We start from the raw sequence: 22490 nt of genomic DNA, 5'->3' as shown, positions 1-22490 counted from the left end.
AGCATGTCGAAGATCAAGCCCAGCAAGGGCGCCCCGTACGCACGGATCATGGGTGTCGGCGGCTACCGCCCCACCCGGGTCGTGCCGAACGAGGTGATCCTCGAGACGATCGACTCGTCCGACGAGTGGATCCGCTCGCGCTCCGGCATCGCCACCCGCCACTGGGCGTCCCCCGAGGAGACCGTGACCGCGATGTCGGTCGAGGCCTCCGGCAAGGCCATCGCCGACGCCGGGATCGACCCGGAGCAGATCGGCGCCGTGATCGTCTCCACGGTCTCGCACTTCAAGCAGACCCCGGCCGTCGCCACCGAGATCGCCGACAAGATCGGCGCCGGCAAGCCGGCCGCGTTCGACATCTCCGCCGGCTGCGCGGGCTTCGGCTACGGCCTGACCCTCGCCAAGGGCATGATCGTCGAGGGCTCGGCGGAGTACGTACTCGTCATCGGCGTCGAGCGGCTGAGCGACCTGACCGACCTGGAGGACCGCGCGACGGCCTTCCTGTTCGGCGACGGCGCCGGCGCGGTCGTGGTCGGCCCCTCCGACGTGCCGCACATCGGCCCCACCGTGTGGGGTTCGGAGGGCGACAAGTCCGAGACGATCAAGCAGACCGTCCCGTGGAACGAATTCCTCCCCCAAGCTCTCGACTCCGCTCGAGCAGGGGGGACCCCCACCGGCGACGTCCCCAAGCTCCCCCTCAACGAGCAGGGCGAGATCAAGTTCCCCGCCATCACGCAGGAGGGTCAGGCGGTCTTCCGCTGGGCCGTCTTCGAGATGGCGAAGGTCGCCCAGCAGGCGCTGGACGCCGCCGGAATCTCGGCGGACGACCTTGACGTCTTCATTCCGCACCAGGCGAACATGCGGATCATCGACTCGATGGTGAAGACTCTGAAGCTGCCGGAGCACGTCACGGTCGCGCGTGACGTCGAAACCACCGGCAACACCTCGGCCGCCTCGATTCCGCTCGCGATGGAGCGGCTCCTGGCGACCGGCAAGGCGAAGAGCGGCGACACGGCGCTCATCATCGGCTTCGGGGCGGGTCTCGTCTTCGCCGCGACGGTCGTTACTCTCCCCTAGGCACTCCGGATCTTCCGGAAAGCCCCTTACCGAAGCAATCACAGAAGGAGCGCCAACATGGCCTTCACCCAGGAAGAGATCGTCGAAGGTCTCGCCGAGATCGTGAACGAGATCGCCGGCATCCCGACCGAGGACGTCCAGCTCGAGAAGTCCTTCACGGACGACCTCGACGTCGACTCCCTGTCCATGGTCGAGGTCGTTGTCGCCGCCGAAGAGCGCTTCGACGTCAAGATCCCGGACGAGGACGTCAAGAACCTCAAGACGGTCGGCGACGCGACCGACTACATCCTGAAGCACCAGGGCTGATTCGGCCCCTGCTGACTCGGTCTGCCACCCGGCGGTGGCGCCGTATTTCGACCATCACACACGTGGAGAAAGAATTCCTGTGAGCTCGACCAATCGCACCGTGGTCGTCACCGGTATCGGCGCAACCACACCGCTGGGTGGCGACTCCGCATCGACCTGGGAAGGTCTGATCGCGGGACGCTCCGGCGTCAAGCCCCTCGAGGGCGAACGCTTCGCCGAACTGCCCGTCCAGATCGCGGCCCTCGCCGCGGTCGACCCGGGCGACGTTCTGCCCCGCCCGCTCGCCCGCAAGCTGGACCGCTCGGCGCAGTTCGCGCTGATCGCGGCCCGTGAGGCGTGGGCCGACGCGGGCTACACCGCCCCGGCCGGTGAGGACGGGAGCATCGCGCCCGAGCGGCTCGGCTCCGTCATCGCCTCCGGCATCGGCGGTGTCACGACTCTGCTCGACCAGTACGACGTGCTGAAGGACAAGGGCGTACGCCGCGTGTCCCCGCACACCGTGCCGATGCTGATGCCGAACAGCCCCTCCGCCAACGTCGGCCTGGAGGTGAACGCCCGGGCGGGCGTGCACACCCCGGTCTCGGCGTGCGCGTCGGGTGCCGAGGCGATCGGCTACGCCGTCGAGATGATCCGTACCGGCCGGGCCGACGTGGTCGTCGCCGGCGGCACGGAGGCGGCGATCCACCCGCTGCCGATCGCGGCGTTCGCCAACATGATGGCGATGTCCAAGAACAACGAGGAGCCGACGAAGGCCTCGCGTCCGTACGACACGGGCCGTGACGGCTTCGTGCTCGGCGAGGGCGCGGGCGTGGTGATCCTCGAGTCCGAGGAGCACGCGAAGGCCCGTGGCGCGCGGATCTACTGCGAGGTGCTGGGCCAGGGCCTCTCGGCCGACAGCCACCACATCGCGCAGCCCGAGCCGACCGGCCGGGGCATCGCCGCGGCGATGCAGAACCTGCTGGACTCGACGGACCTGAAGCCTGCCGAGGTCGTCCACCTCAACGCGCACGCGACGTCCACGCCGCAGGGCGACGTGGCCGAGATCAAGGCGCTGCGCAAGGTGCTGGGCGAGGACCTGGACCACGTCGCGATCTCCGCGACGAAGTCGATGACGGGTCACCTGCTGGGCGGCGCGGGCGGCATCGAGACCGTCGCGACGGTCCTGGCGCTGCACCACCGTCTGGCCCCGCCGACGATCAACGTCGACGACCTGGACCCGGCGGTCGACGCGGACATCGTCCGCGACGAGCCGCGCGAGCTCCCGCAGGGCACGATCGCCGCGATCAACAACTCGTTCGGCTTCGGCGGCCACAACGTGGTGCTGGCCTTCCGCACGATCTGACCGCGCTCACGCCCGAGGCCCACTCCATGACGGAGTGGGCCTTCGGCGTGTCCGGGGGGTCAGACGACCTGGTGGAGCCAGCGGACCGGGGCGCCCTCGCCTGCGTAGCGGAAGGGCTCCAGTTCGTCGTCCCAGGGCTTGCCGAGGAGCTTGGCGATCTCCGACTCCAGCTCCGTCTCGCCGCGTACGGAGCGGGCCAGGGCGGCCCGCAGGCGGTCCTCGGGGATCAGGATGTCGCCGTGCATGCCGGTGACGGCGTGGAAGATGCCCAGTCCCGGGGTGGCGCTGTAGCGCTCGCCCTCGGCGGTCGGGCAGGGTTCCGCCGTGACCTCGAAGCGGAGCATCTGCCAGCCGCGCAGCGCGGAGGCGAGCTTGGAGGCGGTGCCGGTCTCGCCCTGCCAGGAGAACTCGGCTCTCCAGGTGCCGGGGGACGCCGGCTGGCGGATCCAGTCGAGCTGGACCCTCGCACCGAGGACACCCGCGACCGCCCATTCGACGTGCGGGCACAGCGCGCGCGGTGCGGAGTGTACGTACAGGACTCCACGTGTCGTCACCGGGACCTCCAGTGTGGGACGAGGTTCGCCTTTCCCAGCGGCCTCAGTAAACAGCATCGGGAGTGAAACTCCGTAAACCCCCGAAAAAGGGACAGCATGTGACGTGATGTAATTTACCGGAGCCGATTGGCAAAGGTGCCTCTGGTTCGACGGGGGAAAAGCTACCGTGCCGCACCGCCCTTGGGGTGACGTACGGTCGGTCCGGGGGTGGGTGGACACCAAGCTTTCACCCGCCAGGACGCCGAACGGACACCGGAGGAGGGGCCGAGGCATGCGCGGCAGACGCCGTTTCCGTACCACCGTCGCCGCCGCGGGGGCCGCACTGCTGCTGTGCGCGGGCGCCCTGACGGGGTGTGAGACGGCCGGACCCGGGGTGACGGCCCCGCCGGAGCCGACACCGACGCCCACGCCCGTCTGGGACCGTACGCCCGCCTCCGTCGCCGCCGTCGGCGACTCCATCACCCGCGCCTTCGACGCCTGCGAGGTCCTGGCGGACTGCCCCGAGGCGTCCTGGGCGACCGGCACGGACACCGGCGTCAACAGCCTGGCCCTGCGGCTCCTCGGCGCGCAGGGCGTCACCGACCGCAGCTGGAACCTGGCGCGGACCGGGGCGCGGATGGCGGAGCTGCCCGGGCAGATGGCGCGGGCGGGGGCCCGGAAGCCGGAGCTGGTGGCGGTGATGATGGGCGCGAACGACGCCTGCCGCGACCGGACCGCACTGATGACACCGGTCGAGGAGTTCCGCGCGGACTTCGAGGCGGCGCTCGCCGAGCTGCGGAAGACCGCGCCGAAGGCGCAGGTGTACGTGTCGAGCGTGCCGGACCTGAAGCGGCTCTGGTCGCAGGGGAAGGACAGCCCGATGGGCCGCCAGGTCTGGAAGCTGGGGATCTGCGCCTCGATGCTGGCCGACGCGGAGGATCTGAGCGCGTCGGCCGAGCGGCGGCGGACGCTGGTGCGGGACCGGGTGGTGGCGTACAACACGGTGCTGGCGGAGGTCTGCGCGAAGGACCGGCGCTGCCGGTACGACGGCGGGGCCGTGTTCGGCTTCCGCTTCGACGGCACGCAGCTGAGCCCGTGGGACTGGTTCCACCCCAGCAGGGACGGGCAGGCGCGGCTCGCGGAGATCGCGCACCGGCAGGTGACGGCGCCGGAGCCGTCCGCGTAGGGTTCCGGATCATGAGGATCACGGGTGAGCCCTTCGGTTCGGTCGACGGTACGGACGTCACGCGTTGGACGCTCCAGCGGGACGCGGTGCGGGTGCGGGTGCTGACGTACGGCGGCATCGTGCAGTCGGTCGAGACGCCGGACCGCGACGGCGTGCCGGGCGGCGTGGTGCTCGGCTTCCCCGATCTGGAGGGCTATCTGAAGCGTCCGGAGCCGTACTTCGGCGCGCTGGTGGGGCGTTACGCCAATCGGATCGCGGGCGGCTCCTTCACGCTGGACGGCACGACGTACCGCCTCGCCCGCAACGGTGGTCCGAACTGTCTGCACGGCGGGGAGCGCGGCTTCGACAAGCGCGTGTGGGACGCGGAGGAGGTCGAGGGCGGGGTACGGCTGTCCCGGGTGAGCCCGGACGGCGAGGAGGGCTTCCCGGGCCGCCTGGAGGTCTCGGCGACGTACACGCTCGACGCCGACGGCGGGCTGCGGATCGCCTACCGGGCGGAGACCGACGCGCCGACGGTGGTGGCGCTGACGAACCACTCGTACTGGAACCTGGGCGGTGACGCGCACGAGCTGCGGATCGCGGCGGGCCGGTACACGCCGACCGACGCGACGGGCGTCCCGACCGGGAAGGTCGCCGAGGTCGCGGGCACGGAGCTCGACTTCCGTACCGGCGGGCCGCTCACGATTCCGCTGGACCACAACTTCGTGCTGGACGGCGGGGGTCCGGCGGCGGCCGCGGAGCTGTACGCGCCGCTGACCGGCCGTACGGTGACGGTGGAGACGACCGAGCCCGGGCTTCAGGTGTACACCAGTGAGGAGCTGGGCGGGATCGCCCTGGAGACCCAGCACTTCCCGGACTCGCCCAACCGGCCGGAGTTCCCGTCGACGGTGCTGCGGCCGGGGGACGTGTACGCCTCGACCACCGTCTTCCGCTTCGGGACGCGCTGAACGAGATACGGAACGAGGGAACGGCCTGCGGAACGACGGGGTGGAGCCCCGGGGCGGCTGTCAGGTTCCGCCCCGGGGCCGGTCATGGGGAGGTCAGACCTCCAGCGTGGCGGTGAGGCGCACGTCGGTGAGCGAGTGCGCGGCCCCGACCTCGTACGCACCGGGGACAGAGGCCCAGTCGTGCCGCTCCTCGTCCCAGATCTCGAAGGCGCGCCGCGGCAGCGGGATCTCGACCTCGACGGACTCGCCCGCACCCGCCTCGACGGATCCGAAGCCGGCCAGCCAGCGCGCCGGGCGCTCCACCCCGTCCGCGGTCGGCGCCAGGTAGATCTGGACGACCTCGCGGCCGGTGCGGCTGCCGGTGTTGGTGAGCCGGACCCTCGCCGCCGTCGGGGTGACTTCGAGGGTGTCGTAGGCCCACGTGGTGTAGCCGAGGCCGTGCCCGAAGGGGTACGCGGGAGTGGCGCCGGCCTTGTCCCAGGCGCGGTATCCGATGAACAGGCCCTCGGTGTAGGCGAGTTCGCCGTCGGTCGGGGTGACCTCGGTGACGGGGACGTCGGCGAGATCGACGGGCCAGGTGGTGGGGAGCCGGCCGCTGGGCTCGGCGGCGCCGGTGAGGACGTCGGCGAGCGCGGCGCCGCCCTCCTGGCCGGGGAACCAGCTGAGCAGGACCGCCGCGACCTCCTCGCGCCAGGGCATCGCGACCGGGGAGCCGGCGTTGACGACGACGACGGTGTTCGGGTTGGCGGCGGCCACGGCGCTGACGAGTTCGTCCTGGCGGCCGGGCAGGGCGAGGTCCTTGCGGTCGAAGCCCTCGGATTCGACGCGCTCGGTGGTGGCGACGACCACGACGGCGGTCTCGGCGCCGCGGGCGGCCTCGACGGCTTCGGCGATCAGTTCGTCGGGGTCACGCTGCGGCCCCAGGTGGACGAAGGAGAACATGACGGCCGGGAGGGGGGCCGCGAACTCCTTGTCCAGCGGGTGGAGCAGGGAGACCTCGACGGTCTCGCCCGCGGTGAGGGCGATCCTGGCCCGCTCGACGGGGGCGCCGAAGAACGCCTCGAAGGGGTCGGTCTCCGGGCCCATCGCCTGGACGCCCTCGAAGACGGTCTCGCCCGCGATGCGGAGGGTGTAGGCGCCGAGGCCGCGGGTGCCGAACGAGTGCTCGCCGGACTCGCGCGGGGTGAAGGTGCCGGTGACCTCGATGGAGTGCAGGGTCTCGTGGGTGACGCCGGCCGGGAGGTCGTCGCCGATCCACTGGACCTGGCCGTTGGGCAGGGTGCCCTCGCCGAGGACGGTGCCGTCGGCGTCGCGGCAGACCGCGCGGAGGGTGAAGCCCTGCTCTGCGGGGGTGAGTTCGTCGCTGGGGTCGGCGCCGACGCTGAAGGTGAGGGCGCCTTCGGGGAGCGCGGCGGTGAGGCCGTCGAGCGGGGAGACGGCGTGGGCGGGGAAGACCTGGGCGGAGCCGCCGCCGAGGACACGGGCGTCGCGGGCGGCGGCGCCGGAGAGGGCGACGCTCCCCTGACGGAACGGCAGCGCGCCGTTCTCGTTCCGTACGAGGACGAAGCCGCGGCGGGCGATCTCGCGGGCGAGCGCGTCGCCGTCGATGGCGGGCGGGGTCTGGGTGACGACCGGCGGGGCGCCTTCGAGGGCGCCGACGCGGGCGGCGAGCCGGAGCACGTTCCGTACGGCCGCGTCGACGGCCGGCTCCTCGACCTCGCCGGCGCGGACGGCGGCGGCGAGCGCCTCCCCGTACACGGTCTGCGGGCCGGGCATCACGACGTCGAGACCGCCCTCGATGTCGCCCTTGGTGGACCGGGCGGCCATCCAGTCGGAGACGTTGGCGCCGTCGAAGCCCCACTCGCCGCGCAGGACCTCGTTGACGAGCTCGTGGTGCTCGGTCATGGTCACGCCGTTGACCTGGTTGTAGGCGGTCATGATGCCCCAGGGACGGGCGTTCTTGACGATGGCCTCGAAGGGCGCGAGGTAGAGCTCGCGCAGCGGTCGTGGGGCGACCTTGTTGTCGACGGTGAAGCGGTCGGTCTCGGCGTCGTTGGCGACGAAGTGCTTGACCGTCGTGCCGACTCCGCCGTCCTGGACGCCCTGGACGTAGCCGGTGCCGATGGCGCCGGTGAGGTACGGGTCCTCGCTGTACGCCTCGAAGTGGCGGCCGCCGAGCGGTGAGCGGTGCAGGTTGACGGTGGGGGCGAGGACGACGTCGACGCCCTTGCGGCGGGCCTCCTGGGCGAGGAGGCGGCCGGCGCGGCGGGCGAGGGCCGGGTCCCAGGCGGCGGCGAGCGCGGTCGGGGACGGCAGGGCGACGGAGGGGTCGTCGGCGGTCCAGCGGACGCCGCGGACGCCGATCGGTCCGTCGGACATCACGATCGACCGCAGCCCGATCTCGGGCACGGCCGGCAGCGACCACATGTCCTGGCCGGCCAGCAGCCGCGCCTTGGTGTCCAGGTCGAGCTTGCCGAGAGCCGCCTCGACGACCTGCTCCCGAACGGTGTCCGCGCTGATCTCCGCCATCGGCGTGCCTCCTCGTTGAAGTCCTTGTGGCGCCCATGGTGGACCGGTTACCTGTAGATCGGTAGGTTACGTTATTGTTTCGTAATCTCAGGATGTCGTACGGTCCTGAGGGAAAAGGGACGTCCGGCGGGCGGCGACGGTGAGAGGGGGCCACGGCGATGGTGCGGGCCAGGAGCGAGGAGCGGCGGGCGGACATCGTGGGCGCGGCCCTCGAAGTGATCGCCGAGCGCGGCTACCGGGGCGCGTCGCTCGGCGCCGTCGCCGAGCGGGTCGGGCTGACGCAGCAGGGTCTGCTGCACTACTTCCCCACGAAGGAGGCCCTGCTCGTCGCGGTCCTCGCGGAGCGCGACAAGTGGGACACCAGCGGGGCCGGCTCGCGCGAGGGCTGGCGGCTCAACCTGATCGACTCGCTCGTCGAGTACAACGCGATGCGGCCGGGGATCGTGCAGACCTTCTCGGCCCTGCTCGGCGAGAGCGTGACCGAGGACCATCCGGCGCGCGCGTTCTTCACCGAGCGCTACAGCCAGGTCCGCGACGAGATGGCGAACGTCCTGCGCCTGGAGTTCGGCGAGCGGCTGCCGAGCGGGCTGACCCCGGAGCGGGCGGCGCCGATCCTGACGGCCGTGATGGACGGGCTGCAGTACCAGTGGCTGCTCGACCCGGCGGCGGTCGACATGCCGGAGGCGTTCCGGGACTTTCTGCGCCTGCTGTACGGAAGCGACAAGTGAGGGCACCGTAGCGGGAGTTGCGGGCGAGTCGGGATACTGCGCGAGCCGGTTCCCGACCCGGGTCTCCCCGGCCTGGGTCTCCCGACCCGTGTTCCCGAACCCAGGTCACCCCGACCTGGGTTTCCCGACCCCCGACGGAGGGCTCGCCCGTGCTGTCCCGGATACGTCACACCTCGCTCGGTCTCGCGCTGATCACCGCCACGCTCGTCGTGGCGACACCCCCCGCGTCGGCCGACGCGGTCTGCTCGTGCACCGTCGAGGAGGCGCGGCTCGACCGTGCCGCCCCTCAGGAGATCCTGCGCCGCGGCGGATTCGACGGCGTGGCACCGGAGTTCGCCCGCGCCCTCGCCGGGGCGGAGTCGTACCGGGAGGCCGAGCGCGCGGTCGTACGGCACGGGGCGCGGCTCTGGCGGGAGGCGGTGGACCGGGCGCAGGGGCGTCACGTACGGGGCGACCTGAGCCGGGACGACGACCGGCCGCTGTACTGGGCGCGCCTGGGCATGACCCGTGAACTACGCGCCTGGCAGCCGGAGTTCCGGCTCGACGAGACGGGCCGGAACCGGCTGCTCGACCGGCTCGAACGCTCCTCGCGCGGGCAGGACTCGATCCGCTTCGCGCGGGGCGGGCCGACGGGCAAGGGCGTCAAGCGGATCCTGATGACCGGCTTCGACCCGTTCACGCTCGACCGGGCCGTCCGGATCTCCAACCCCTCCGGGGCGACCGCGCTGGCGCTGGACGGCACCGTGATCCGGACGGCGGACGGAGGCCTCGCCCGGATCGAGACGGCCGTCTTCCCCGTCCGCTGGCAGGACTTCGCCGACGGCACGGTCGAGCGGACCCTGCGGGATCAGCTGCCGAAGGCGGACCTCTTCACCACGGTCAGCCAGGGCCGGATCGGCCGCTTCGACATCGAGCGGTTCAACGGGGCCTGGCGGGGCGGCTTCGCCGACAACGAGAACCTCTCGCGCACGGAGACCGTCCCGGTCGACGACCCGGCCACGCAGCCCCAGTGGACGGCGACCACCCTTCCGTACGCCTCGATCGTCGGGGCGGACACCGGTCGCTTCCCGGTGCGGGACAACACGGCGGTGACGGAGATCCCGGCGGGCGGGACCGCGCCCGTGACCCGCGCGGACGGGCCGACGCCGGGCTCCACGGCCCGCGCGGGCGGCGGCGGGGACTACCTCTCCAACGAGATCGCCTACCGCGCGACCCTGCTCCGCGACCGGCTCGGTCTGCGGGAGCTGCCCGGCGGCCATGTCCACACCCCGGTACTGCAGTTCGGCGCCGGCAACACGGACCCGGCGACGGGCGCGGTCACGGACGCCGAGTTCGTACGCAATCGGGTGGACATCATCGCCCAGGTGCGGGCGATCATCGCCGTGGCCGCCTCCTGACCGCTGCCCGCCCGGGGTTCCCGCACACGGGAGCGGGCGGGATGATGGGAGCCATGATCGTCGCAGCAGCGCAGTTCGCCCCGGTCGCCGGGGACATCGACGCCAACGTCCGTACGGTGGCCGACCTGATCCGACGGGCGGGCGCCGAGGGCGCACGGGTCGTCGTCCTGCCCGAGCTGGCCCTCACCGGCTACGAGCCGACCCTCATCCGGAACACCCAGGCCGTCCATCTCGCCGAGGACGACGAGCGACTCGAACCGGTACGGGAGGCCTGTCGCGCCGCCGGTGCGGCGGCCGTCGTCAACGGCCCGGTGCTCACGGCCGACGGCCGGCCGGGACTCACCTCGCTCGTCATCGGCCCCGACGGCGAGATCCTCACCCGCTACGACAAGATCCATCTGCACGGCTTCGAGAACGAGGTCTTCGCCCCGGGCGAGGCCGACGGCCGCTTCACCCTCGACGGCACCCGCTTCGCGCTCGCCACCTGCTACGACAACCGGTTCCCCGAGCTGGCCGACCGGGCGGCCGCCGACGGGTGCACGGTCTATCTGGCGAGCTCGGTGCTCTCGGTCGGCAACGACTCGTTCGACACGGTCTATCCGGCACGGGCCAGGGACTTCGGGCTGTACGTCGTGATGGCCAACGTCTTCGGGGAGAGCGAGGAGGGCACGTGCGAGGGGTTCAGCGGCGCCTGGGGCCCGGACGGCGAGCGGATCGCCGACGCGGGCCGGGACAAGGAGGGGTTCGCCCTGGCCACGGTGGGCTGAGCGGTCGAGCGTCCTTCCCGTCGGGGTTACGCCCCCGGGTGGTACGGGTGCGGGGCGCCGGCCGGCACGGGGGCGGGCTTGCCGTCCTCGGGGGGCGCCGCCTCGCCCGTCAGGTCGCGGACCATCAGGGTCGCGCCCGCGACCGCGCCCGGCATCAGGAACACGGCGACGAACGGGACCAGGAACGAGAGGGTCAGCGGGACGCCGAAGCCCAGGGTGAGCATCCGGCGGCCGCGGAGCATGCCGAGGCGCTCCTTCAGCTCGACGCCGCGGCGCTGGAGCGCGACGGCCGTCAGCTCCTCGGCGAGGAAGAAGCCGGAGACGCAGAAGCCGACGACCGGGACGACCGTCTGGCCGACGACGGGGATGAAGCCGCAGGCGAAGAGCAGGATGCCGTAGAGGGCGACCCGCAGCACGACGCGGAGGCTGTCGCGCGCGGAGATCCACAGCTCGCGCCAGAGCGGCAGGCCGGACTCGGGGACCTCGCCGCCTTCCGTGCGGTCGACCTGCTCGGACAGCGACTCGTAGAAGGGCTGGCCGACCAGCAGGGTCACGGCGGTGAAGGTGATGACCGCGAGGAAGAACCCGAAAGCGAAGACGAGGCCGGTGAGGAAGCCGCGGAGGATCCCCTGCCAGGGGGAGGTCCAGTCGTCGGCGAAGGGCGTCGCCCAGGCGGTCAGGTCGTCGGCGCCGTAGCCGAGACCGATGATCGCGCCCACGTACAGCAGGAGGGTCACGAGGCCGGGCAGCAGCCCGAACCCGAACCACCGGCCGTGCCGGCCCACCCACTTCTGCCCCTGTACCAGATAACCGAACCCGGCCCCGAAATCTCGCATGTCGATCACCCTATCGGGCGTCCCGGGCCGGCCGGGACGGAGAAGACCGCACCCCGGTCGGTCGGGGTGCGGTCCTCTTCAGCCTACGCGCAAAATTCAGACGGCCAGCTCGACCGTGATGTTCCCGCGGGTCGCCTTGGAGTACGGGCAGACCTGGTGGGCCTTCTCGATCAGGCTCTTCGCGGTCTCGGCGTCCACGTTCGGGATGGTCGCCGAGATCTTGACGATGATGCCGAAGCCGTCGTCGTTCTTGCCGATGCCGACCTCGGCGGTGACCGTCGAGCCCGATATGTCGGCGTTCTCGTTGCGGGCCACGACGCCCAGCGCACCCTGGAAGCAGGCGCTGTACCCGGCGGCGAAGAGCTGCTCGGGGTTGGTGCCCGCACCGGAGCCGCCCATGGCCTTCGGCGGGTTCACGACGACCTCGAGCTGACCGTCGTCGGTCGCCACACGGCCGTCGCGCCCGTTCTCGGCGGTGGCGACGGCGGTGTACAGGACGTCAGACTGCTGGATGGACATCTGGGTCTTCCTTCTGCTGGTTCGCCGCGACTCGCGCCCACGATCGCGACGGCTGAGGGAAGACTAACGGGTCAGCGAGACGATCATCTTTCCGGTGTTCTCCCCGCGGAGCAGACCGAGGAAGGCCTCCGCCCCGTTCTCGATGCCCTCGACGAAGGTCTCGCCGTACTTCAGCTCGCCGGAACGCAGCCAGCCGCCGACCTCCTGGACGAACTGCGGCTGGAGGTCGTAGTGGTCGCCGACGAGCACGCCCTGGAGGCGCAGCCGCTTGCCGATGATCATCGCCATGTTCCGCGGTCCGGGCACCGGCTCGGTGTCGTTGTACTGCGCGATCATGCCGCAGATGGTGGCGCGGCCGTGCACGTTCAGCGAGGAGATCGCGGCTTCGAGGTGGTCGCCGCCGACGTTGTCGAAGTAGACGTCGATGCCGTCCGGGGCGGCCTCGCGCAGCTGCTCCTTGACCGGGCCGTTCTTGTAGTTGAAGGCGGCGTCGAAGCCGTACTCCTCGACGAGCAGCTTGACCTTCTCGTCGGAGCCGGCGGAGCCGATGACCCGCGACGCGCCCCTGAGCTTCGCCATCTGGCCGACCTGGCTGCCGACGGCGCCGGCCGCGCCGGAGACGAAGACCGCGTCGCCCTCCTTGAAGGAGGCGACCTCGAAGAGCCCGGCGTAGGCGGTGAGGCCCGTCATGCCGAGGACGCCGAGGTACGTGGAGAGGGGGGCCAGCTCCGGGTCGACCTTGGTGGCGTGCTTGGCCGGCACGTCGGCGTACTCACGCCAGCCGAGGCCGTGCAGGACGTGGTCGCCGACGGCGAAGCCCTCCGCGTTGGACGCGACGACCTCGCCGACCGCGCCGCCGTCCATGGGGTGGTCCAGCTTGAACGGCGGAACGTACGACTTCACGTCGTTCATCCGGCCCCGCATGTACGGGTCGACGGAGAAGTGCAGGTTCTTGACCAGGATCCGGCCCTCGGCGGGCTCGGTCACGGGGGTCTCACGGAGCGCGAAGTCCGCGGGGGTGGGCCAGCCGTGCGGGCGGGCGACGAGGTGCCACTCACGGCTGGACGCGGGAAGTACGGACATCGGCCTTGCCTCCTGGGAACAGAAAATTACTTCATCAACTGAAACAACCATGCGCCTGGATATTTCATGTTGTCAAGTATCTGGGTACGATGGATCCCATGGCCACCTCACGCACGGACCCCCTGACCCTCGAAGTCGTCGAGCTGATCGGCGCGGTCGTGGCGCGGTACCACCAGGAGTACGAGCAGGCGGCGTCCGAGCACGCGCTCACCGGCGCCCAGGCCCGTGTCCTCGGGCTCCTCTCCCTCCAGCCGGTCCCGATGCGGAAGATCGCGCAGAAGCTGCAGTGCGAGCCGTCGAACGTGACCGGGATCGTCGACCGCCTGGAGACGCGCGGCCTGGTGGAGCGGCGCCCTGACCCGGCCGACCGCCGCGTGAAGCTGGCCGCGCCCACACCGGAGGGGCTGGACACCGCCCGTCGGCTCGGAGAGTCGCTGGACTTCGCACGGGAGCCGCTCGGGCAGCTCACGGAGGTGGAGCGGACGCTGCTGCGGGATCTGCTGAAGCGGATGCTGGGCGAGGCGTAACGGCCTCAGCTCGGGGGCACCGCGGGAGGCCTACCAGCAGAAGATGAGCCAGCAGCTCTCTTCCGGGCTCGGAGCGGGGCTCGGGGTCGTCGGCGCCGGTGGCGCACCCGGAGCGGTCGCCGTCGCGCTGCCGCTGCCCGTGGCAGTCGGCGAAGGACCTTCGGAGGAAGCCGACGGCGATCCGCTCGGCGTGGCGCTCGGCGAGCCTCCCTGACCGTCGCCCTGACCCTGGCCGCCCACGCCTCCCGAGCCGTTGCCTCCCGAGCCGTTCCCTCCCCCGCTCCCGGAGCCGCCGGACCCCGCGCCGGGAATGCCGGTGTGACCCGCCGCCGGCGTGTCCGTGTCCCGGGGCGCGGCGGACTTCGTGACCTTGACCGGAGTCGTACCGCCCGTCGGCTGGGCGGGCTCCGAAGGAACCGGCGGCAGCGAGGTCTCGACGACCTCCTCCTCCTGTACGGCGGTGGCGGCGCCACCCTCGTCCGGGGGTTCGAGCGCCACCTTGGCCATGCCCAGCGCGCCCGCCGCGAGAACGAGCCCGAGGGTGCCCACCAGGACGTTGCGCCCCTTGCGGCTGCGGGCCCGCCGGCTGCGGCGGGCACCGGCACGCCCGGGCGCCGCGCCGCGACGGGCGGCACGGCCGCCCGGAGCGGCCGCCGCGCGCGGCGGCTCCAGCGGGTCCAGTTCGTAGACGTGCTCCGCCCGCTCCTCGTGCTCCGCGCGCGCACCGGGCTCGACGTACTCGACGCGCTCGGCAGCGACCGCGCGCGGGGCGGCCGGCTGGGGGGTCTCGTACCGCAGCTCCTCGACGGGGGTCCCGCATCCGGCGCAGGCGAGTGCGCCGTTGAGGTGCCGTCGGCACTGGTGGCAGTAGTCCATGGCTGCCGCAGAGTATGTGTCGACAGGACACGACAGGTAGGCGGGAACGTGAGGATCCTGTGAGGAAACCCCTGGTCGACGGCGTGTCGTCGCGATTCTCCCGCTTCGGGCAGGATGGGCTCATGACACCGTCCGAGCCTTTCGGGTCACGCGAGTTCCAGCTCGTCCTGCTCCGCCGTATGGCCGACCACCAGCCGGACCTGGTCGAGGACGCGCTCCGGGAACTGGGGGCGACGCGGGCCGAGTCACGTGAGGCGAACCGCCGCTGGCAGGCGTGGGCGCACGGGCGCCGGGGCCCCGGCGAACTGGCCCGTTACCGCTCCGCCCTGGGCGAGCCCGTGGCCCGTCGCCCGGTCCCCGACCTCGGCGCCGAACTCCTGGAGTGGGACCTTCCGCTCTGGCCCGCGCTGCGCTGGCAGGTGGTCGTGGGAGCGCCCGGCGGCCGCGCGGGCGCGGCGGCGGTCTGGGGCAGCGGGCTGGTCCGCGCGCCCGGCTCTCCCGTACCGGAGCTGCGCACCGAGGCCGACCTGCGGCCCTGGGCCTGCACGCTCGCCGAGGTCGGCAACGCGTTCCCGCCGGCCCGGGCCCGGGACGGCAGCGCGCCCACCCGGCTGCGCCTTGACTTCACCCTCCCCGACGGCACCCCGCGCGCCGCCGAGTTCACCTGGGGCCTCCTGCAACGCCTGCTCTGAGGGCTCCCAGGCGCTCCGAGGTGCGCCCCCAGGCTCGGGCCGCCCCCGGCGGGCTGCTCCGAGGCGCTCCGTAGGCGCGCCCCGCAGGCTCGGGCCGCCCCGGCGCGCAGGTCCTCGCCGACCCGCCGTCGGGCGGCGCCCGCACCCCCGGGCGGCGCAGCCCAGCGCGCGCCGCGCCGGAGGCGGTCGCACGATGCGAACAGGAGACCGCACCACTCCACACCTCGCTCCGTGCCAGCACCGCACACCGGAGGATCTGCCGTGACCGTCAGCCTTGAGCAGCTGCGCCGTTGCCATGTCGCCGTCGACCTGGGGGCCGCCCGGACCCGGGTCTTCGTCAAGGGCGCCGGGCTCGTCGTCGACGAACCCAGTGTCGCCGCCGTGAACACCCGTACCGGCGCGCTGATCGCCGTCGGCGCTCTGGCCGAGAAGATGACCGGCCGCACCCCCGACTACATCCGGGTCGTCCGGCCCGTCTCCGGCGGCACCGTCGTCGACATCGAGATGGCCCAGCGGATGCTCCGTCACCTCCTCGGCGAGAAGCTCCGCCGCCAGCTGCGCCGCAAGCCCCGGCTGCGCGCCGCCGCCAGCACCCCGCACGACAGCGACCCGCTCGCCCAGCGCGCCGCCGTGGAGACCCTCGTCGGCCTCGGCGCCCGCCGGGTCGAGCTGGTGGACACGCTCATCGCGGCCGCCGTCGGCTGCGGGCTCCCCGTCGAGCAGCCCACCGCGACCATGATCATGGTCTGCGGGGCGGCCACCACCCAGGTCGCCGTACTCTCCCTGGGTTCCATCGTGACCGCCGAGCGGATCCCGGTGGGCGGTGACGCGATCGACCACGCCGTCATCCAGCACCTGCGCCACCAGCACGAGCTGATGCTGCCGAGCCAGTCCGTGCGTCCGCTCCAACTCGCCCTCAGCGGCAACGGTCTGACCCTCCAGGGGCCGAGCTACACCGAGATCCACGGCCGCGACGTGGCCACCGGCCTCGCCCGCTCGGTGACCGTCGACACCGCCGCCGTACGGCAGGCGATCCACACCCCGCTGACCGCCGTCCTCGACGGCATCGGCAAGATCCTGCGCGACTGCCCGCCCGACCTCGTGGCCGACCTGGCCGAGCGCGGGATCATGATGGTGGGCGGCAGCGCGCTGCTGCCGGGGCTCGACCAGATGCTGCGCGAGGCGACCGGCATGCCGGTGCACATCGCCGAACGGCCCGACGTCTGCGCGATCCTCGGGCTCGGCGCGATGCTGGAGGGCAAGATCCAGCCGATGGTCCTCGACCCGCTGTCCGACAGCGAATGATCGCCGCAATCAGGATGATTGCCTGACAATATCCCCATGTCCCTCACCGACCAGGACGACGACCCGGCGCCCCGTCTGCCGATGCTGCTCCAGGCCGTCCTGAGTGTCGGCACGGAACTCGAACTGCGGGCCACGCTCCAGCACATCGTGGACTGCGCGATCGAACTGACCGGGGCGCGGTACGGGGCGCTCGGGGTCGTCGACCCCGAGCGCGGGCGGCTCACCGAGCTGTTCACGGCCGGGATGACGGAGGCCGAGCGGGCCAGGATCGGCCGCCTGCCCGACGGGCACAGCGGGCTCCTCGGCGTCCTCATCCAGGACCCTCAGCCGCTGCGGCTCGACGATCTGACGGCCGATCCGCGCTCCTGCGGGGTACCGGAGGGCCATCCCGAGATGCACTCGTTCCTCGGCGTCCCGATCCGCGTCCACACCGAGGTCTTCGGCAACCTCTACCTCACCGAGAGGCGCGGCGGCCCCTTCACCGAGGAGGACCTGGCCATGCTGCGCGTCCTCGCCTCGCAGGCGGGGATCGCCATCGGCAACGCCCGGCTGTACGAGACCGTCCGGCAGCGCGAGCGCTGGATCGAAGGCGCGGCGGCGGTGACGACGGCCCTGCTCACCGGGGAGCCGGCGGCGGACGCGCTGATGACGGTCGCCGAGCGGGCGCGGCTGCTCGCCGACGCCTCGGCCGGGGTGGTGCTGCAGCCCACCGCGGAGGGCGGGATGGAGATCGTGGCGGCGTCGACGGTGGACGACCCGGGTGACCTGGTGGGCACGACGATCGCGCCGGGGTCGCCTGTCCTGGAGCAACTGCTCGGCGGGGAGCCGGTGTTCGTCGAGGACTCGGCGACCGATCCGCGGATGACGACACACGTACGGTCGCGGTTCGGGCCGTCGATGATGCTGCCGTTGCAGAGCGGCGGCCGGCTCATCGGCACCCTCGCTCTCCCCCGGCGGCGCGGCGGGCGCCCGTACACGGCGGTGGAGCGGCTGCTGGCCTCGCAGTTCGCCTCCCAGGCGGCGCTCGCGCTGGTCCTGGCGGACGCGCAGCACAACCGGGAGCAGCTGGCGGTGTACGAGGACCGCGACCGTATCGCCCGCGACCTGCACGATCTCGTGGTCCAGCGGCTCTTCGCGACCGAGATGATGCTGGAGTCCACCCGGCGGCGCGCGGCGGCCGGCGCGAGCCGGGAAAGCCCGGACGCGGCGGCGGACCCCGACGAGACCGCGGAGCTCACACGCGCGGCGGCGGACCCCGACGAGACCGCGCTGCTCACGCGCGCGGTGGACGAGCTGGACTCCACCATCCAGGAGGTGCGGACGGCCATCTTCGCCCTCCAGCAGCCGCCCGCCGACGCGCCGACGACCTTCCGGGGGCGGGTGCTGCGCGAGACGGGCGGCGCGGCGGTGCTGCTGGGTTTCCAGCCCTCCGTGCACTTCTCCGGCGCGGTCGACACGCTGATCGGGCCCGGGGAGGCCGACCGGCTCCTCGCCGCCCTGCGCGGCGCGCTGGCGGCCGCCCACCGACGGGCCGGCATCACGGCGATCACGGTCGAGGTGGCGGCGACGCCGGAGGGGCCGCACCTCGCGGTGACGGACGACGGCCGGCCGCCGACGCGGGTCGACTGGCCGTAGCGGACCGCGCCACGAGGCCCCGGACCGGACCCCCGTACGGCCCAGTCCGGCGCGCCCCGCCCGGCCCCGCGAACTTGACTGATCGGGTGGACACCGTCGACAAGCCCTCCGGCGCCGCCTACCGGAACCTGGTCGTGGCGACGATCGGGTTCGCGCTCACCTTCTGGGCGTGGGACCTGATCGCGCCGCTGGCGGGCGACTACGGGGAGCGGCTGGACCTCAGCTCCTTCCAGCAGTCGCTGCTCGTCGCCATCCCGGTCCTCGTGGGTTCGCTGGGCCGGATCCCGGCCGGCGCGCTCACCGACCGCTACGGCGCCAAGGTGATGTTCCCGCTGGTGTCGGCGCTGACGATCGTGCCCGTGCTGCTGCTGATCCCGGCGAAGAACTCGTACGGCGCGATGCTCGCCGTCGGCTTCCTCCTCGGCCTCGGCGGCACGACCTTCGCCATCGGCATCCCGCTGGCCAACTCCTGGTTCCCGCCCGCCAAGAGGGGACTGGCCCTCGGTGTCTTCGGCATGGGCATGGGCGGTGTGGCGCTCTCCGGGTACTTCACCCCGCGCATCGCGAAGCACGGCGACAACCTGCCGTTCCTCGTCGTCGCGATCGCCCTCGCCGCGTACGCCGTCCTCGCCGTGTTCCTGATCACCGACCGCCCCGACCGGCCGGTGCCCACGGCGTCCCTCTCGACCCGGCTCGGCGAGGCGGGGCGGCTACGGGTGACCTGGGAGCTGTCCGCGCTGTACGCGATCGGCTTCGGCGGCATCGTCGCCTTCGGGGTGTACCTGCCGACGTACCTGAAGACCTGGTACGAGCTCGACGCGACCGACGCCGGCACCAAGGCGGCCGGCTTCGCCCTGGTCACGGTCGTCTTCCGGCCGATCGGCGGCTGGCTCTCGGACCGGATCCACCCCGCCCTGGTCACCGCCGCCGCACTCGGCCTCGTCGCCCTGCTCGCCATCGTCCAGGCCTTCGACCCGCCGCTGAACCCGGGCGGCACGATCGCCCTGCTCTGCATGGCCGCCGGGCTCGGCACGGCGAGCGGATCGGTCTTCGCGCTGGTCTCCCAGGTCACCCCGCAGCCGAAGGTCGGCAGTGTCACCGGCATCGTCGGCGCGATGGGCGGGCTCGGCGGCTTCGTGCCGCCGCTCGTGATGGGCGCGATCTACAGCGCCAAGGGCTCCTATTCGATCGGTTTCATGCTCCTGTCCGACCTGGCGCTCGCGGGCTGCGTCTACGCGTACGGCCGGATGCGGACGATCCGGCCCACCGACGAGGGCGCCGCCCCCGGGAGGTGAGCAAGGTCGCAGCGCGCCGCCCCTGAGACGCGGGAAGAATGCCTCTCTGCATCCCGCTACGCGAGGAGGACGACCGTGAGCGCGCTCTTCCCGGCCCTGGTGGCCGGCTCGGACCGGCCCGCCCTGCGCTTCGGCGCGCAGACGCTGACGTACGGGGAACTGGGCCGGGCGGCCGGCGCCCTGGGGGCGCGGATCGCAGGCACGGGGCGGGTCGCCGTCTGGGCGACTCCGACCGCGGAGACGGCGGTCGCGGTGGTGGCCGCGCTGCTGGCCGGCGTACCGGCGATCCCGCTCAACCCGCGCACCGGGGAACGGGAGCTGGCGCACATCCTCGGCGACAGCGCCCCGGGCGCCGTGCTCGCGGGCGCCGACGACGTCCTGCCCACGGGGCTCGCGGAACTGCCCCGGATCGACGTCGACATCCTGGGGCGGGGGCCCGGCCGGGCGGGTGCGGAGCCGGACGACCCCGAGTCCCCCGCCCTGATCGTCTACACCTCCGGCACGACCGGCCCTCCGAAGGGTGTCGTCCTCTCCCGCCGCGCGATCGCCGCCTCCCTCGACGCGCTGGAGGAGTCCTGGGCCTGGACCGAGGACGACGTGCTGGTGCACGCGCTGCCGCTGTTCCACGTCCACGGGCTGATCCTGGGGGTCCTCGGACCGCTGCGGCGCGGCGGGGCGGTGCGGCACCTCGGCGCGTTCTCCGTCGCGGGGGTGGCGCGGGAGCTGGGTGCGGGCGGCGGCACGATGCTGTTCGGCGTACCGACGATGTACCACCGGATCGCCGACGCGCTCGAAGGCGATCCCGCGCTCGTCCGGGCGCTTACGGCGGCGCGGCTGCTGGTATCGGGCTCGGCGGCGCTCCCGGTCCACGACCACGAGCGGATCGGCGCGGCGACGGGCCGCACGGTCGTCGAGCGGTACGGGATGACCGAGACCCTGATGAACACGTCCGTCCCCGTGGGCTCCCGCCCGCGCCCCGGATCCGTCGGGCTCCCGCTGCGGGGCGTGGAGCTGCGGCTGGTGGAGGAGGACGGCACGGAGCTCGGGGCGTACGACGGGGAGAGCGTCGGCGAGATCCAGGTCAGGGGACCGAACCTGTTCACCGCGTATCTGAACCGGCCGGACGCGACCGCCGCGGCCTTCGACGGGGAGTGGTTCCGCACCGGGGACATGGCGGTCCGTGAACCCGACGGGTACGTACGGATCGTGGGCCGCAAGGCCACGGACCTGATCAAGAGCGGCGGTTACAAGATAGGCGCCGGTGAGATAGAGAACGCGCTCCTGGACCACCCGGCGGTGCGGGAGGCGGCGGTGACCGGTGCGCCGGACCCCGATCTCGGCGAGCGGATCGTGGCCTGGGTGGTGGCTGCGGACACGGAGAAGCCGCCGACGGCGGAGGAACTGGCGGACCACGTCGCCGGCCTGCTCGCCCCGCACAAGCGCCCCCGCACGGTCCACTTCCTCCGGGCGCTGCCCCGCAACGACATGGGCAAGCTCCTGAAGAAGGCCCTTCCGGAGGCTCTCCATGGCTGAGCGCCTCCCGGCCCGCGAGGTCGTCGCGCTGGTCACCGACGACTTCACCCCGCTGCGGGCCCCGGCCCCGCTCACGCCACCGCGACCCGACGGGCCGATCGGCTGGGACGGTTACGACGCCGCACGCGCGCGTGCGGCGGCGAGGACCGGCGAGGAGGAGTCCGTGCTGCACGGCCGGGCGACGATCGGCGGTCGCCGCGTGGTCGTGGTCGCCTTCGAGTTCGGCTTCCTCGGCGGCTCCCTCGGACAGGCGGCCGGGGACCGGCTCGTCGCCGCGTACCAGGCCGCGCTCGAAGCCCGGGTTCCGCTGGTGTCGCTCGTGGCGACGGGCGGCAGCCGGATGCAGGAGGGCATGATCGCCCTCGCCCAGCTCCAGCGCGTGGCCGAGGCGACCGTACGGCTGCGGAGGGCCGGTGTCCCCCATGTCACGGTGTTGCGCGACCCGTCCACCGGCGGCGGCTGGGCGACCGTCGGCGCGGGCGCGGACGTGGTCCTCGCGCTCCCCTCCGCCCAGGTGGCCTTCGCCGGCTCGCGGGTGCGGCCGGGGGACGCCGACCCGGTGGCGTACACGGCGGAGAGCCAGTGGGAGCACGGGCATGTGGACGCGCTCGTCGCCCCGGCGGACCTGCGGACGACGCTGTCCCTGTGGGTGCGGCTGCTGACGTCCGGGCGGGAGTCTCCCCTCCCCGCTCCCCCGCCCCACGCGCTCACCGAGGCCGCCCCGCCGGGCACGGGCTGGGAGGCCGTCGTACGGGCCCGGTCCGCCGCCCGCCCCCGCGCCGGGGCCTATCTGGACGCCTACTTCACCGCGCGCGCCGCCGTCCGCGGGGACCGGGCGGGCGGGGTGGACACCGGCGTCGAGTGCGGGTTCGGACTCCACGAGGGCCGGACCGTCGCGTACGCGGCGCAGGACGGCTCGGCGACACGGCCCGCGGGATACCGGACCGTCGCCCGGCTGGTCCGGCTCGCGGACCGGCTCGGGATCCCCGTGCTCACCCTGATCGACACCCCGGGCGCCGCCAACGACGCCGAGGCCGAACGGGCGGGGGCGGGCCCGGCGATCGCGGACGCCTTCACCGCGGTCGCCGAGGCGGGGGTCCCGGTCACCTCGCTGCTGGTCGGCGAGGGCGGCTCGGGCGGCGCCCTGGCGCTGGCCGCGCGGGACAACACCTGGGCCACGCCCGACAGCTACTTCTCCGTGATCGCCCCGGAGCTCGCCTCGGCCATCCTCAAGAGGCCGTCCGACCAGGCCCCGGTCACCGCCGGCCAGCTCCGGCTGCGGCCCCAGGACCTGGTGGACCTCGGGATCGTGCGCGGCATCGTCACGCGCGACGGGTGAGAAGGGGGAGTCCCGGCACGGCTGCACGCCGTGCCGGGACT

General features: G+C 72.9%; 21 protein-coding genes. 15 read left to right on the top strand and 6 right to left on the bottom strand.

All coding sequences use genetic code 11. The annotated features are described in order from the left end of the window. The first annotated feature begins 3 nt into the window (after positions 1 to 3). The 3 genes from M5362_RS06910 to fabF all read left to right on the top strand — a co-directional run bounded on the left by M5362_RS06910 (position 4) and on the right by fabF (position 2722). Positions 4 to 1074 carry a ketoacyl-ACP synthase III gene (locus M5362_RS06910; RefSeq protein ID WP_260226436.1) on the top strand — a complete coding sequence of 357 codons (1071 nt, stop codon included), beginning with the start codon at positions 4 to 6 and terminating at the stop codon, positions 1072 to 1074. Between the two features lie 57 nt (positions 1075 to 1131). Further along, positions 1132 to 1380, top strand: a complete 249-nt coding sequence (locus M5362_RS06905) for an acyl carrier protein (protein WP_260226435.1) — start codon at positions 1132 to 1134, stop codon at positions 1378 to 1380. Between the two features lie 79 nt (positions 1381 to 1459). After that, positions 1460 to 2722 carry a beta-ketoacyl-ACP synthase II gene (gene fabF, locus M5362_RS06900; RefSeq protein ID WP_260226434.1) on the top strand — a complete coding sequence of 421 codons (1263 nt, stop codon included), beginning with the start codon at positions 1460 to 1462 and terminating at the stop codon, positions 2720 to 2722. Positions 2723 to 2781: 59 nt separating this feature from the next. Here fabF and M5362_RS06895 read toward each other — a convergent pair whose 3' ends face one another. Further along, positions 2782 to 3276, bottom strand: a complete 495-nt coding sequence (locus M5362_RS06895) for a DUF3145 domain-containing protein (protein WP_260226433.1) — start codon at positions 3274 to 3276, stop codon at positions 2782 to 2784. 271 nt (positions 3277 to 3547) lie between these two features. On the opposite strand from M5362_RS06895, the gene M5362_RS06890 reads away from it, so the two are divergent. Beyond that, complete coding sequence (locus M5362_RS06890) at positions 3548 to 4441, top strand: SGNH/GDSL hydrolase family protein (protein ID WP_260226432.1); 894 nt, start codon at positions 3548 to 3550, stop codon at positions 4439 to 4441. An 11-nt stretch (positions 4442 to 4452) separates the two neighbouring features. Beyond that, positions 4453 to 5388 carry an aldose epimerase family protein gene (locus M5362_RS06885; RefSeq protein ID WP_260226431.1) on the top strand — a complete coding sequence of 312 codons (936 nt, stop codon included), beginning with the start codon at positions 4453 to 4455 and terminating at the stop codon, positions 5386 to 5388. Positions 5389 to 5481: 93 nt separating this feature from the next. On the opposite strand, the gene M5362_RS06880 is transcribed toward M5362_RS06885, so the two are convergent. Beyond that, positions 5482 to 7917, bottom strand: a complete 2436-nt coding sequence (locus tag M5362_RS06880) for a glycoside hydrolase family 3 protein (RefSeq protein WP_260226430.1) — start codon at positions 7915 to 7917, stop codon at positions 5482 to 5484. Between the two features lie 158 nt (positions 7918 to 8075). Between M5362_RS06880 and M5362_RS06875 the strand changes: the two genes are divergently transcribed. The 3 genes from M5362_RS06875 to M5362_RS06865 all read left to right on the top strand — a co-directional run bounded on the left by M5362_RS06875 (position 8076) and on the right by M5362_RS06865 (position 10809). Next, positions 8076 to 8645 carry a TetR/AcrR family transcriptional regulator gene (locus M5362_RS06875; protein WP_260226429.1) on the top strand — a complete coding sequence of 190 codons (570 nt, stop codon included), beginning with the start codon at positions 8076 to 8078 and terminating at the stop codon, positions 8643 to 8645. Between the two features lie 152 nt (positions 8646 to 8797). Then, positions 8798 to 10042, top strand: a complete 1245-nt coding sequence (locus M5362_RS06870) for a pyroglutamyl peptidase (RefSeq protein WP_261365706.1) — start codon at positions 8798 to 8800, stop codon at positions 10040 to 10042. 53 nt (positions 10043 to 10095) lie between these two features. After that, positions 10096 to 10809 carry a carbon-nitrogen hydrolase family protein gene (locus tag M5362_RS06865; RefSeq protein ID WP_260226428.1) on the top strand — a complete coding sequence of 238 codons (714 nt, stop codon included), beginning with the start codon at positions 10096 to 10098 and terminating at the stop codon, positions 10807 to 10809. 26 nt (positions 10810 to 10835) lie between these two features. On the opposite strand, the gene M5362_RS06860 is transcribed toward M5362_RS06865, so the two are convergent. The 3 genes from M5362_RS06860 to M5362_RS06850 form a co-directional block, all read right to left on the bottom strand. Beyond that, positions 10836 to 11645: an EI24 domain-containing protein gene (locus M5362_RS06860; RefSeq protein ID WP_260226427.1), complete on the bottom strand. Its 810-nt coding sequence runs from the start codon at positions 11643 to 11645 to the stop codon at positions 10836 to 10838. Between the two features lie 96 nt (positions 11646 to 11741). Next, positions 11742 to 12164 (bottom strand): organic hydroperoxide resistance protein, encoded by a 423-nt coding sequence (locus tag M5362_RS06855; RefSeq protein ID WP_260226426.1) that lies wholly within the window; start codon positions 12162 to 12164, stop codon positions 11742 to 11744. A gap of 63 nt (positions 12165 to 12227) precedes the next feature. Next, positions 12228 to 13247, bottom strand: coding sequence for an NADP-dependent oxidoreductase (locus M5362_RS06850; protein WP_260226425.1), 1020 nt, complete (start codon positions 13245 to 13247; stop codon positions 12228 to 12230). A gap of 98 nt (positions 13248 to 13345) precedes the next feature. Here M5362_RS06850 and M5362_RS06845 point away from each other — a divergent pair, with 98 nt between their 5' ends. After that, on the top strand, positions 13346 to 13774 hold the full coding sequence (locus tag M5362_RS06845; protein WP_260226424.1) for a MarR family winged helix-turn-helix transcriptional regulator: 429 nt from the start codon (positions 13346 to 13348) through the stop codon (positions 13772 to 13774). A 30-nt stretch (positions 13775 to 13804) separates the two neighbouring features. On the opposite strand, the gene M5362_RS06840 is transcribed toward M5362_RS06845, so the two are convergent. Then, positions 13805 to 14650, bottom strand: coding sequence for a hypothetical protein (locus tag M5362_RS06840; RefSeq protein WP_260226423.1), 846 nt, complete (start codon positions 14648 to 14650; stop codon positions 13805 to 13807). Between the two features lie 122 nt (positions 14651 to 14772). Here M5362_RS06840 and M5362_RS06835 point away from each other — a divergent pair, with 122 nt between their 5' ends. The 6 genes from M5362_RS06835 (at position 14773) to M5362_RS06810 (ending at position 22449) form a co-directional block, all read left to right on the top strand. Next, positions 14773 to 15342: a hypothetical protein gene (locus M5362_RS06835; RefSeq protein ID WP_260226422.1), complete on the top strand. Its 570-nt coding sequence runs from the start codon at positions 14773 to 14775 to the stop codon at positions 15340 to 15342. A 261-nt stretch (positions 15343 to 15603) separates the two neighbouring features. Next, positions 15604 to 16647 carry a rod shape-determining protein gene (locus tag M5362_RS06830; RefSeq protein WP_260226421.1) on the top strand — a complete coding sequence of 348 codons (1044 nt, stop codon included), beginning with the start codon at positions 15604 to 15606 and terminating at the stop codon, positions 16645 to 16647. A 36-nt stretch (positions 16648 to 16683) separates the two neighbouring features. Further along, a complete protein-coding gene (locus M5362_RS06825; protein WP_260226420.1) occupies positions 16684 to 18282 on the top strand; it encodes a GAF domain-containing protein in 1599 nt (532 codons plus the stop codon). Positions 18283 to 18368: 86 nt separating this feature from the next. Continuing rightward, the gene (locus M5362_RS06820) at positions 18369 to 19577 is read left to right on the top strand and encodes an MFS transporter (protein ID WP_260226419.1); all 1209 of its coding nucleotides are present in this window, start codon (positions 18369 to 18371) and stop codon (positions 19575 to 19577) included. A gap of 75 nt (positions 19578 to 19652) precedes the next feature. Beyond that, positions 19653 to 21110: an acyl-CoA synthetase gene (locus tag M5362_RS06815; protein ID WP_260226418.1), complete on the top strand. Its 1458-nt coding sequence runs from the start codon at positions 19653 to 19655 to the stop codon at positions 21108 to 21110. Further along, positions 21103 to 22449: a carboxyl transferase domain-containing protein gene (locus M5362_RS06810; protein WP_260226417.1), complete on the top strand. Its 1347-nt coding sequence runs from the start codon at positions 21103 to 21105 to the stop codon at positions 22447 to 22449. Before M5362_RS06815 ends, M5362_RS06810 begins: the two co-directional genes overlap by 8 nt. The last annotated feature ends 41 nt before the right edge of the window (positions 22450 to 22490 follow it).

Source organism: Streptomyces sp. Je 1-79, assembly GCF_025195125.1.
In the GTDB taxonomy this organism is placed as follows: domain Bacteria; phylum Actinomycetota; class Actinomycetes; order Streptomycetales; family Streptomycetaceae; genus Streptomyces.
This window is presented reverse-complemented; position numbering and strand designations above follow the sequence as displayed.